This is a genomic window from Geoanaerobacter pelophilus, from assembly GCF_018476885.1.
Classification (GTDB): Bacteria; Desulfobacterota; Desulfuromonadia; order Geobacterales; family DSM-12255; genus Geoanaerobacter; species Geoanaerobacter pelophilus.
On record NZ_JAHCVJ010000009.1, the window covers coordinates 21,768 to 34,587 of the forward strand.

Annotated in this window: 5 protein-coding genes; all 5 read left to right on the forward strand. The window is 57.8% G+C overall.

The window, feature by feature from the left end:
• Positions 1–2 precede the first annotated feature (2 nt).
• The 5 genes from KI809_RS17600 to KI809_RS17620 are packed head-to-tail and all read left to right on the forward strand — an operon-like array spanning position 3 to position 12,816.
• Entirely contained in the window at positions 3–9,686 is a 9,684-nt protein-coding gene (locus KI809_RS17600; protein ID WP_214172912.1) for a filamentous hemagglutinin family protein, read from the forward strand.
• 3 nt (positions 9,687–9,689) lie between these two features.
• On the forward strand, positions 9,690–11,474 hold the full coding sequence (locus KI809_RS17605) for a MotA/TolQ/ExbB proton channel family protein (RefSeq protein ID WP_214172913.1): 1,785 nt from the start codon (positions 9,690–9,692) through the stop codon (positions 11,472–11,474).
• On the forward strand, positions 11,471–11,878 hold the full coding sequence (locus KI809_RS17610) for an ExbD/TolR family protein (RefSeq protein ID WP_214172914.1): 408 nt from the start codon (positions 11,471–11,473) through the stop codon (positions 11,876–11,878). Before KI809_RS17605 ends, KI809_RS17610 begins: the two co-directional genes overlap by 4 nt.
• A gap of 9 nt (positions 11,879–11,887) precedes the next feature.
• Positions 11,888–12,619, forward strand: coding sequence for a TonB C-terminal domain-containing protein (locus KI809_RS17615; RefSeq protein WP_214172915.1), 732 nt, complete (start codon positions 11,888–11,890; stop codon positions 12,617–12,619).
• Positions 12,620–12,621: 2 nt separating this feature from the next.
• A complete protein-coding gene (locus KI809_RS17620) occupies positions 12,622–12,816 on the forward strand; it encodes a hypothetical protein (RefSeq protein WP_214172916.1) in 195 nt (64 codons plus the stop codon).
• Positions 12,817–12,820 lie beyond the last annotated feature (4 nt).

Consider the following 12,820-nt stretch of genomic DNA (forward strand, 5'->3'; position numbering starts at 1 on the left):
CCATGTTAAGAAAGACAATAGCCCTGATTCTGATCATCGACAGTATCGCCATGCCGGTTCTCGGGGCCTCGACCCCTCGCATTCCCGGCGTATACCGCGCCACCGCAAATGCACCGATACTGACGCCACCGGCATCGTCGACCCTGCCGTCGCTTAAAAACATTTTGCAGGGGGCAACTGTCGATTCGGAGGCCAATAACCAACTGACGATACGGCAGTTGGGGGAAAAGGCCATCATTGAATGGAACTCCTTTGACATTGGCAGTGGTGCGACCGTGGTCTTTGACCAGAAACTTAACGGCGTGGCCCAGAAAAACTGGGCTGCACTCAATCGCATATATGACCGGAATCCATCACAGATCTTCGGCAGCCTCAAGGCAGATGGCAAGGTCTACCTGATCAACCAGAACGGCATCCTGTTCGGTGAAGGCGCCCAAGTGAACGTCTCATCGCTCATTGCCTCGTCTCTCAATCTTAAGGATGCCGACTTTCTCAGCGGCGGCACTTTCAAATTTAACCTGGATAACTATCAATTCCCTGATCAGCCGCTAACCGCCGGGGCTGTCAGCAATCACGGGACTATCAGTTCAGGTGATCTTGGGTCGGTGTTTCTCATGGGGCCCCAGGTTGAGAACAGCGGCAGTATTTCTTCACCCGTGGGCCAGATAGGCCTTGTTGCCGGAGATTCTGTTGACCTTTCACCGGATAAAAGCGGCAAGCGCCAGGTTCTGGTCCAGGTACTGAACAACCCTGGTGAAGCGGTCAATTATGGGTCCATGCTGTCCGATGCAGGTGTTATCGGCATGTACGGCAAGAGCCTCAGCCAGGACGGCCTCGTCAGGGCTGTGACCGCAATAAAGAAAAACGGGGTCATTGAGCTCCAGGCTACCGACAAGATCTTGCTGGGCGCCGGCAGCCGTACAGAAAGCCCGGTTTCTGATTCAGATGAGACAGCGCATCAGTCGTTCGAATTCAAAGGTGGCAATATCCAGCTGACCGGACTTATTCCTGTGGCAGCAACTGTACCAGATGGTGAAAAAATCCCGGTGAGCCGTATAGAACTGTACGGTGCCATAGCCGCTCCTTCGGGCAGTGTGACGCTCTCGGCTGATAAAAGGGTCTATCTGGACAAGAACAGTATGATCGGCGTAAGCGGTGTCTGGCTATCCAAACCTGCCGAGGCCAACCTTGTCGAGGCAACTTTTACCTCAGATAACCTGCGCGACGAGATGATCCAGAAAGCGGGTATTCTCAAGGGCAAAAAAATAAAATTCGATGCCCACCTCGGTTCCGGCATCGGCGATCTTTCTGGATACCTTACCGGCCGGGAAATGTCGGCAGAGGAAAGGGCCGTCCGGGGCGGGAGCATCTCGCTGACTGCCAGGAGCGGCGAGGTGGTTGCCCGCAACGGTTCAGCCATACTGTTTGCAGGGGGCGGGGTCGATTACCAGGGTGGGGTGTACGGCACAACGGTGCTCTATTCAGGCAGTAAGGGTTACGACATTGCCAATGCCCCCCATGAACTGATCTATGACCGGGTAGGAGAGCGGACCAGCTATCATCCTGCCCATAAGGAAGGCAGCGACGCCGGTTCCCTGTCTATCATAGCCCGGCAGGCGGCTCTTGAGGGGAGTTTGGACGGGTCGGTAACGCGTGGCCTTTATCAGACCAAGAGCGCGGAACTGCTAAACAGTGTGACCTCTACGCAAAGCAGCAGGGGGGTGAAAGAACCATCGGCAGGTGTTCTGACTATCGGTTCGCCGCCGAGCGACCAGATTGCGTCTTCCGAAGACGCATTACTGGGGAGCGTAGTTGTAAAGGAGCATATTGTGCCGCTCCCATCCGACTTCGGAGCCGAGAGCATCCTCTATTCACCCTATGCTTCCTTTTCGGACACGACCACCTTTCTCGACAGCGGGATACTGAATGCCGCCAAACTGGGTACACTCTCCATCCATTCAAATTCGGGTTTCACGACTGAGGCCGGATCAAGTATCGACCTGGCACCCGCAGGTTCCCTGAAAGTGACCGCCCGAAGCATCGATCATGCCGGCGCCATAACCGTACCTGCAGGCAAGGTCAGTCTTGTTGCCCAGGACAATATCACCAGTTACCCGGAGTTGGATAATAAGCCCAACGGACGCTATGAGGGTATGACGTCCGGGATTGTCCTTCAGCGCGGCAGTTTAGTCAGTGTGGCCGGCGAAAGGGTAGACAAGAGCCCAGGCACAAGATCGCCGGCAGATCTTGCCCGGGTTGCGCACACGACAGGTGGGGAGCTGACTGTAACCGACCGGACTGTCGATGGGTCCGGGGTAAAGGTTGAGGCCGCTTCGACCCTGGATGTGAGCGGTGGTTTCCTGATCAATGATGCTGGCGCGGTAACCGGCGCCAAGGCAGGCACCCTTACTATCGGTGGATCGGTCCTGACCCTGGACGGCAACCTGAAAGGACATTCCCTGCTTGGCAGTAACGGTGGGAAAATAATTCTCAATGCCGGCGAAATTGTGGTAACCCCGGACCCTTCGAAATATGAGGGGGACCGTGGCTCAAAACTGATACTGGACGACGATCGCCTGGCTGGCACCGGCTTTAGCCAGCTTGAACTGAACAGTGAGCATGACCTGACCATTGCCGCCGGTGTCTCCCTTGCCCCCTCACGGACAAAACTTGAAATGCCTGTTCCCGGAAGAGCGGTGAACGTCGGCTTGTGGGAGACCACCGACGACCTTCTGGGGAGCTCTTCCGTGAAGCTTGGCGCCGGGGTGCTCCTCTCCCGCAACGACAAGACTAAAGATCCCAATGTGGATGATTCGAAACTGACAATAGCTGCCGGCGCCGGGGTGACGGTGGCGCCTGGCGGCGAGATAGCGGTGACTGCCCCGGAAATCGCCATGGCCGGGACACTGAAGGCCTTGGCCGGTAAAGTCTCCCTGACAGCAAGACTGCGGGAACTCGCCATGCGTAGCGGGGCCAGAATCCTTGCGAGCGGCTATAACCGTCCGGATACCAAACCGATCATAACCGGCAATCCGCTGGGCTATACCCCCTTGAACGGCGGCAGCGTGAAGCTGGACGGTTATTCGCTGACCCTGGAGTCCGGAGCGTTGATCGACGTTTCCGGTTCCACGCCGGTCACCGGGTATATGAAGAATTCGCAGGGCCGGATCTTGTCGTACACCCTGGCCGGGGCGCCCGGTGAGGTCTCGCTAGGTTTTTATGAGAGCGCGGTTCGAGATGCCGATTTCCTGGCAACCAAGACCCAATCGATCCTTTCCGGCGGGACCTTTTCCATGGCGTCGCGGAGCCTGATGAACGGTTTTTCCCTCACGGGCGATGAATTGGGCCGTTTGACCGCCAATGGCTTCGATGCCTTCACTTTCACCTCCCCGCATTCAATATCGTTCTCAGGTGATCTGGATTTTACTGCCGGCCGCTCTCTGGTGCTCAACGCCCCTGAGATTATCGGCTCAACCGGCGCCAAGGTATCTCTGCAGTCGCCGTGGGTCAGGCTGATAAACGGCAAAACTGCGGCAGACCATGATGCTGTTGCCGGGACCGGGACTTTTGCCATAAAAGCCGACTGGCTTGATGCTGAAGGGGATGTGAGGCTCTCCGGTTTTTCCGATGTCAGCGCCAACATCAAATACGACCTGCGGCTTTTCGACAGCTACAACCTCCTGCCTGACGGCGCCAGCAGGGAGTGGGGCGGAGCGTTGGCAACCTCTGGCAATCTGCTTCTTTCGGCTGCCCGCATCTATCCAGGGATGCACCTGTCTGATCCCCTTAACCAGAACAGCGGCCTAGTGCCATCCGATTTTACCATTTCAGCCGGAGGCGATATCAAGGTGCTTCCCTCCGGATACCAGGTAGGAGGGAGTATCTTTTCCGCCGGGGGGAGCCTGACCCTCAATGCGGTCGGAAATATTGAGCAGCGGGGATATCTGGCTGCGCCCAACGGCAGCATAACCCTGAAGAACAGGAGCGATTCGGCTGCCGGGCGGATATATCTCGCCGATGGGAGCGTGACCACGACTGCCGGCGAGGCCGATGTTGCATTTGGTGAGGTGAACAGCCTGTTCTGGCAGATCGTAAATAAAAAGGATTCCAAGCAGAAGAGCGTGGAGATAACTGCTGCGCCGGATAAGGCCGTGACCCTCTCCGCTGACGAGGTAGTTGTCCGTGAAGGCGCTCAACTGGATGTTTCCGGTGGCGGCAATCTTTATGGCTATCTGTTTCAGAAAGGTCTGGAGGGCAGTAACGATCCGCTCAAGAAGAGCGGTCGCTTTGTGATCATGCCGGACAATTCAGTAAAGCTCCCCGGCAGCGCGGTGTATCTCTCGGGGAGCAAATTCTTCGGCGAGGGGGTCTATTCGGTTCTTCCCGAGCAGTATGCGTTTCTGCCGGGTGCGGTTATGGTAACAGCGCTCGGCACCACCGTTGCCAGCGGAGAGATCGGCAAAACAAAGGAAGGTTATGATGTCATTGCCGGTTACTCCACCTACCAGGGAACTGCCGTCTCCTCTCCAAAGCTGAGCGGTTACGAGGTGCGACGGGCCGAAGATGTCCTCAAAGAAGGTAACTTCACTGTTGCCAGCCTGAGAACCGGGGACGCCGGAACAATTACCCTCAAAGGGAGCTCAACCATTGTTGACGGGACCCTGAAGGCAACCCCTGTTGATGGTTTCAGGGGTGGGGTGCTGTCCATGAGCGGCATCAACGTCAGTGTCCAGTCAACCAGGGTTCCCCTTCCGGAGGGATTTGATTTCTCTGCGGATCTCCCCCAGGAAATGCAGGGCCATCTTTATGTAACCGCTGAATCTCTCGACAAAGGGTTCAGAGAGATCACCCTGGGCGATATCGGCATTACCGAGCAATTGTCCATCGAGCAGGGGAGCAGCATTGCTGCCGGGGCCATCAACCTGAATGCAAAAACATCCATGACTATCGGCGACAATGTCAGCCTCATTGCTTCAAAAGCCGCGGGTCAAGGGGAGATCTCGCTCTATACTCAGGGAAATTTGTCGATCAATGCCGGAGCAGTGGTAAAGGGAGAGAATGCCGTGTCGCTGGATGCCGGGAGCCTCTCTCTGCTAGGCAAGCTGGATGCGGCAAACGGTTCATTACTCCTTGCCTCCAACAGGATCCAGTTTGCGGCAGCCGATAAGGTGCCGGTCTTACCAGGTTTCATCCTTACCGAGAGCCTCTGGAAAGGTTTCGGCACTCCCTCTTCAATTACCCTGCGAAGTCGTTCCGACCTGGCATTCCTGGGGAGTGTCTCCATTGATTCCGCCGGTTTGACCCTGGATGCGAAGAGTATAACCGGGGACGGTGGGATCGTTACGGTGGCCGCCAAACAGCTTCAGCTCGCGAACAGCTCGGCCAACGAGACTGCCGCTCCGGTTGCCGGCACCGGGAGCATCACCCTCTCGGCCGACACGATTACCGTCAGGGGCGGAGTCAACAGCAAGGACACCAATTATGCCAACAACGGCAAGATCAACTTTGTTGGCGGCGACACACGCTTATCCGGATTCGCCGCAGTCAATCTCAACAGTAAAAACGACCTGGTACTCCAGGGCAAGGGATCTCTGAACAGCGGTGGCAACCTCAGCCTGACCGCCGCTCGGCTGACAACCACCTTCAGTAAGGACGATGCGATTCCCTATTCTGCTGCGGATTTCAAGGTCAATGCTCTCGGCGAAGTAGCCATACTTGCCGGTAGCGGTACGGCAGGCACTGACAGCACTCCCGGTGGTTCGCTGGCTGTCAGCGGAAAATCGATCCGCCAGACTGGGGTCATCGAGGTAGCGGCAGGCAAGGTGACTCTTGCGGCAACAGGGACTGGCGAAACAGATGGCGTTGCTCTCGAAACCGGGGCAAAGATCCTTGCCAAAGGGACGGTTGACGCGCCCGGGGGAATGGTTGCGATCAGTGCTGCGAACGGCCCGGTGAAGATCAATACCGGTGCAGTCCTCGACGTCAGCGCCGGGACCCAGGGTGATGCCGGAACGATAGCCTTGCTGGCAGGCAAGGGTGGCGTGACCATTCAGGGCGACCTGCACGGCGAGGCTGGCGCCGGCAATGGCGGCTCATTGACTATTGATAGCAACCGCATTGACGATATGGCGACTCTCAACACGAAGATTGTCGCCGGAGGGTTTAACAATTCGCTCAACCTCAGGGCTCGCGCCGGTAACGTGACCATAGCTGCCGGCCAGGAAGTGACTGCCCGCGAGGTCAGGATAGCTGCCGACTCCGGCAGCCTCAACCTGGCAGGTTCTGTCACGGCAGACGGAACAGCCAAGGGGGGAACCGTAGAGCTGTTTGCCGGTACCGATCTGAACCTGACCGGGAAAGTAAGCGCAAAGGGCACTGGCATTGCTGCTGACGGTGGGGATGTCCTGCTCTCAAGCCGTGACGGGAGGCTGACTCTTGCTGCAGACAGCAGTATCGATGTTTCAGGTACAGGGAACCAGGGGGGAACGCTGCATCTCAGGGCAAAAAGGGATACCGTTACCAATGCCGATCTGAACATGTCGCTGAACGGGACGGTCACCGGCGCCAGCGAAGTGGTTGCTGAGGGGGTGAAGGTCGATTCTAAAACCGGCAATGCAACACTTACCTCCGCCGACTACAGTGCTTGGCAGAATTCGTCCGCAGATTTCATTGCCAAGGCAACGACTCTTAAGGATGCGGCTGGCAAGACTGCCCTGGATCGTCTGACTGCCGGACTCAAAGGGGTCGAAGCCGGTGCATTCCATCTCCGCCCCGGAGTCGAGGTGCGTTCCACCGGCGACCTGACCATTAATACCGCCCTCGACCTCAATACCTGGCGGTTCAACAACGAACCGGGATACCTGACCCTGCGGGCTGCCAATAACCTCAATATTTACAAAAATATTACGAATAATCCCACGGGATCCGACTATCTGCAGAGCAAGAGCGGCAACATCGCTTCGTCATGGGGATACCGGCTTGTGGCCGGAGCTGATGCCGCAGCGGCCGATGTCATGGCAACCGTTAACGGCACCGGCAACCTCAACATCGGCAAATCCGGGGCAGGTGCCCTGGTGTATACCGAGAGCGGCCCGATCCTATTTGCCGCCGGCAATGACGTGACCATCGCTGCGGGCCTGACAACAGCCCCGCAGCAGATGGTCAACTCCTATTTCAAGTACAACCTTGCAACTTATGCCGGGACGATCACCGGGAATGCCGGTAACAATCTCACCATCAGCAGCGGCGCCGCCATACAGTCGGCTGTGGGTGATATCTCGCTCAGAACTGGCCGCAACTTGGCCAACAGCGGCGCAATTCGCACCACCGGCGAATTCCAGGGTGATATGACCATGGATTTTGCGACCCGGATGGGGCTCTTCAGCCGCTACTGGGAGTATGCCGGCGGCGGCAGCATCGATCTGAAGATAGTTGGAGCCGCCGAGACGAGCAAAAGCCTAATTACCGAGAAATGGGACGGTGTCTACACCGACAGCAGCAGTAACATCAAATATCTTGCCGCCAGCTATGGTGGGTCCGGACTGACACCGCTCACCGGTATTGCCGCAATGGGGGGCGGAGACGTAACGGTCCTGAGTGGCGGCAACTTTTTCGACCAAGTTGGCACTTTCGGCAAGGGAGATCTGAAGATCTTCAGTAACGGTGACCTGCGCGGCCGTTTCCTCCTGAAGGAGGGCACGTCAGACCTTGTTGCTGCAGGTAACATCGGCAAGGAACCGAACAATAAGCTGAAGTTATCCGATGTGGCACCGGAACTTGTACTGGAGCTGCGCGACGGTCAGTTCAACCTGCGCTCCCAGGGCAACATCGAACTGGGCGCTCTGGTCAACCCGACCATCACCAAATCCGGCATGGCTTCCTGGAACCTCACCTATGGCCTGGACTCCGGGGCAGACCTGGTTTCCCGTCACGGAGATGTCTCGCTGTATGGATCAGGGGCCTATACCTCCAAAGTCACCGGCAGACCTGCGCTGGAAAAGATTCTGCCCGGTACTCTGAGCGTTAATGCAGCCGGAGATATCAAAATTTACAGCGATCTGGTTCTGGCTCCTTCTCCCTCAGGAAATCTGACCATGATAGCCGGTGGCAGCATTGATGGCCTTCCTCAGGACGGACCGCAGACTGCCACGGCAAAACTCCAGGTGTCTGATCTGAATCCGGCCGACGTATACGGCTACTTAAGCACCGCCACCACAACCAAGGTCAAGGAGCTGACCAGCACCATCCTGCATGCTGCAACTCCTGTCCATCAGAACGATGCGACATCGATACTGCTCCGGGCAGGAACGGAAGGGGTCGTCGGGTCAGGCGATATCAGCAACCTGAAACTCATTTTCTCCAAGCAGGCCCAGGTGATTGCCCAGCGCGATCTGCTCAATATTTTCTACGAGGGCCAGAATAACCGGGAAACAGATCTGACAACCTTCAGCGCCGGGAGAAAGCTGGTGCTCACTTCGCGCATCGCGGCGAATGCCGATGATGACATCAAATACGGCACCGGGATGCAGATATCCGGTCCCGGTACTTTCCTGGTAAGGGCCGGAGAATCGATAAACCTGGGGACCTCCAAGGGGATCCAGAGCGTCGGGAACAGCATGAATCCCGCACTTCCCGATGGAGGGGTATCAGTCATCGTTGCTGCCGGTCTTGACCCGAGCCTGCCGCTGGCAAACGGTACGGGAGATTTCTTTACCCAGCTGCTTGATGCAGGCAGATCTTACAGAAACTTCATTGCGAATGGCCAGACAGCTGAGGCTGAAACGGAACTTGAGCGCACACGCGACACGATCATCGGACCGTTTATCGGGCAGATGGACAAGGACAAGTCTGACATCACGCTAAATCCGAAAGGTTCGATCAACATGACCTTTTCGGAGATCAGCAGCAGTAGCGGGAGCAACCTGTATCTTCTTGCCGCCGGTGACCTGAATGTCGGCAAGTCTGCAGGTTCCGGTGCCCAGGGTAATACCGGGATCTACACTTCAGCCGGGGGCGGCATAAATATCTATGCCACCGGCGATGTCAATGTCAACGAGTCGCGGGTGATGACCTTCCGGGGCGGGGATATCATGGTCTGGAGCGACCAGGGGGACATCAATGCCGGCCGCGGGTCGCGTACCGCCATCAGCACTTCTCCTCCCACGCTGGTTGCGGTCAAGGACTCTACCGGCGCGATAGTCAGTTATACATTGTACTTCTCTCCACCTGCCATCGGCAGCGGCGCCCGGGCTGTTACTTATGACCCGGACGGGGTTCAGGGGCCGTTGCTGGCTCCAGAGGCGGGTGATATCGACTTCTTTGCCCCTGAAGGAAAAATTGACGCCGGTGAAGCGGGAATTCTCGGTAAAAACGTCAATTTGGTTGCCCCGATCAAGGTAAATATGCAGAACGTTGCCGCCAGTGGGACGATTACCGGAGGCACCACCGGCGACGCTTCGGTCAGCCTCGGTTCCCTGTCAGGGGTGAGCAATGTCTCTGATAGCAGCAAGATGATCGAGCAGTCGGCATCGCTGGGACAGGCGAAAGACAGCGACGGCATGGCCAAGAAGGTGGACGATTTCATCGCTGCCTGGCTCGACGTGAAGGTTATCAACTTCGATGCGGCGCCTGCCGCTGACAATGACGAGAAGAAGAACAGAAAATCAACTGGCAGTACGGAGGGATAAACAATGATTGGTTGCGTAGTGAAGCGGATGATGAAAGGTGCGGCGTTAGCGTTGTTGCTGACAGTGGCGCTGGGGGCGACCCGCGCCGATGCCTGGTGGGACGCCAAGTGGGAGATGCGCCGCAAGGTAGCTTTCGACACCACCGACAAAGGGGCGAACATCACGGACAACCTGGCGGAACTGCCGGTGCTGGTACGGCTGCACAGCGGCAATTTCACCTTCGAGGCGGCCAAGAATGACGGCTCGGATATCCGTTTTGTGGGGAGCGATGACAAGACGCCGCTCAAATATCATCTCGAACGGTTCGACGCCAAGCAAGGGATTGCCCTATGCTGGGTCAAGGTGCCGCAGATTGCTGGCAAGGCGGCCCAGGATTCAGTCTGGCTTTATTACGGCAACAGCAGCGCCGCTTCCGGTGCCGACAGCGGCGGCACCTATGACACGGCCCAGGCAGCGCTGTTTCATTTCAACGAAAAAGAGGGTGTACCCAAGGATGCTACTGCCTATGCCAACCACGGCGCAGAGTTCAACGGCAAGCTGGGTGCGGTTGCGGCAATCGGCAACGGCGCTCTGTTCAGCGGCGCCGAGCGACTGGTGGTCAAGCGCTCGCCTTCCCTCAACCTGAGCAAGGGGTTCAGTTTTTCGGCTTGGGTGAAACCAGCCCAGCTGGGAGGCGAGGCGCGGCTCCTGTCCTGGGATGACGGCAAGGAGTCCATTGTCATTGCCGTTGATCAGGGTGGCGCTTTTGCCCGCGTCGGCAAAGCTGCCACCGGCCGCACCAAGCCGCTGGCCGCCGGGGCCTGGCAGCACCTGGCAGTGACAGCTGATCCGGGCAAGAAGCTGATTATCTATCTGAACGGCCAGGAGGCAACCACTGCGGCCTTGCCGGCATCAATACCGTCACCTGCGGCCGAACTGGCTATCGGCGCCGGCCTTGACGGCAAGAACGGTTTCAACGGCGAACTGGATGAGGTCGGGATTGCCTCGATCCCGCGGCCTGCTTCCTGGATCACCGCTGCCGTGGCCGGTCAGGGACAGGACGGCAAGCTGGCGACGCTGATGCAGGAAGAGGCGGGCAAGGGTGGCGAGGGTGACCTGACCATCCAGCTGATGAAGATCATTGCCAAGTCGATCACCCTGGACGGCTGGCTGATCATCGGTCTCTGCACCAGCATGCTGTTCCTGTCGGTCTTTGTCTTTGTCAAAAAGTTCCTGCTGCTTAACAAGATCCAGCGGGACAACCAGTCGTTCCTGGAGGCGTTTGCCAGCAATCACGACCCGCTGGCCCTGAGGGAGTCGGAAGAGGATGATTTCGAGCATTCATCGCTCTACCGCATCTACCGGGCCGGTCATGACGAGATCGTCAACTGGCTGAGCAGATTTGAAGACAGCAGCGAGGTGCACCGGCTTTCGCCGTCGGTGATGAACATCTACCGCGCTTCCCTGGACAAGGCGAGCGCCAAGGAGACCCAGAAGCTGAATGCCTGGTTGATCGTCATGACCCTCAGTATCTCGGGCGGTCCTTTCTGGGGGCTGCTCGGCACGGTCTGGGGGGTTATGAACACCTTTGCCGCCCTGGCTGCATCCGGTGAGGCAAACCTGTCGGCCATTGCCCCTGGTGTCGCCTCGGCCCTGGCCTGCACGCTGTTCGGCCTGTTCGTCGCTATCCCGGCCCTCTTTGCCTATAGCTACCTGACCATGAGGATGAAAATCATCAATTCGGATACCAGGATCTTCATCGATGAATTGCATGTGAAGATCGAGGGTGCCTATGGAGAGTCGGCATGAAAGCGCCATCGGATGATCATGATGACATAGTCGAAATCAACGTCGTGCCGATGCTGGACCTGGCCTGGAACCTCCTGGTGGTCTTCATGATCGTGGTGACCGCATCGGTGCAGGGGATCAAGATCGACCTCCCCAAGGCAAGCGCCGCAGCCAGCAAGGTCAAGCCGAGCACCAAGGCGATCACCGTGACTGCTGAGGGGACCATCTTCCTCGACAGCTTTCCGGTGTCCATGACCGAGCTGGAGACGCGGCTCCGGCAGTACAAGGCCGGGGACCCGAACCTGCCGGTGGTGGTGCGGGGCGATGAGAAGGTCTCCTACAAGAACATCATCGAGGTGCTGGACCTGCTGCAGAAGCTGGAGATCACACAGCTTGGTCTGGTAACGCAGAAGCTGGTCAAATAGGGATGATCCATGGCGTCTAAAAAAACCAAGAAAAAACAGACCGATATCAAAGGGATCGCAACGGTCGCCGTTATCTGCGCGGTCATCCTGGTCGCGGTCGGACTGCTGCTCAAGGTGATGCTGAGCGACAGCGGTTCCATAAAGAAGCCGCAGATTGCCACAGTAACCCTGTTGAAGCCGCCGCCACCGCCGGAGGTCAAGGAAAAACCGCCGGAGCCGGAGGTTCTCAAGCAGCAGGAACAGAAAATGGAGACCCCGATGCAGGCGCCGCAGGACGCGCCGCAGAACAACCAGCCTGCTGACAGTGCGCCTCCCGGGGCCGATCTTGGGGTGGATGCTGCCGGAGGAGCCGGTTCCGACGGTTTCGGCCTGGTAGGCCGCAAGGGAGGCCGCTCGATCATCGGCGGCGGCAGCGGCGGCACCGGTGGTGGCGGCATGAGCCGGGTGGCGCTCCTCACCAAGTACGGTTGGTACACCAAGAAGGTGCAGGACGAGATCTGGGGCAATGTCAAGAAGGTGCTCGACAAGGACGGCGGCATCCCCAAGGGGAAGTATAAGACCCTGGTCTGGCTGCAGCTTGATCCAAAGGGCTCGGTCACCCAGTTCCGGATCGTCAATCCGTCGGGTAATGACAAGATCGATCAGGCAATCCGTCAGGCCATGGCCGGTATCCGCATCACCGAACCGCCGCCGGACGGCATGCCCAATGCCATGACCGTGCGGGTAAGCTCACAGGGGTGACAATGGCAGCAGTAGACCCGCAAGTGATCGACAGCCTGGCGTTTGCCGCAGATGCCGGCAACAGGGCCGGTATCTACGATCTTGGCGCCACCATGCTGATTATAGCCGAGGGGAAGACTTCGGCGGCAATACAGAGGTGCGACAACTGGCGTGGTTTCATCGTTCGGCGGTCGTCATGCCCGGATTCAGAGTGGTAACAGC

Bases quoted from the DNA above. Each gene is read 5' to 3' on its own strand.
- KI809_RS17615 (WP_214172915.1), top strand. From the start codon at position 11,888: ATGGCGTCTAAAAAAACCAAGAAAAAACAGACCGATATCAAAGGGATC.
- KI809_RS17610 (WP_214172914.1), top strand. From the start codon at position 11,471: ATGAAAGCGCCATCGGATGATCATGATGACATAGTCGAAATCAACGTC.
- KI809_RS17600 (WP_214172912.1), top strand. From the start codon at position 3: ATGTTAAGAAAGACAATAGCCCTGATTCTGATCATCGACAGTATCGCC.
- KI809_RS17620 (WP_214172916.1), top strand. From the start codon at position 12,622: ATGGCAGCAGTAGACCCGCAAGTGATCGACAGCCTGGCGTTTGCCGCA.
- KI809_RS17605 (WP_214172913.1), top strand. From the start codon at position 9,690: ATGATTGGTTGCGTAGTGAAGCGGATGATGAAAGGTGCGGCGTTAGCG.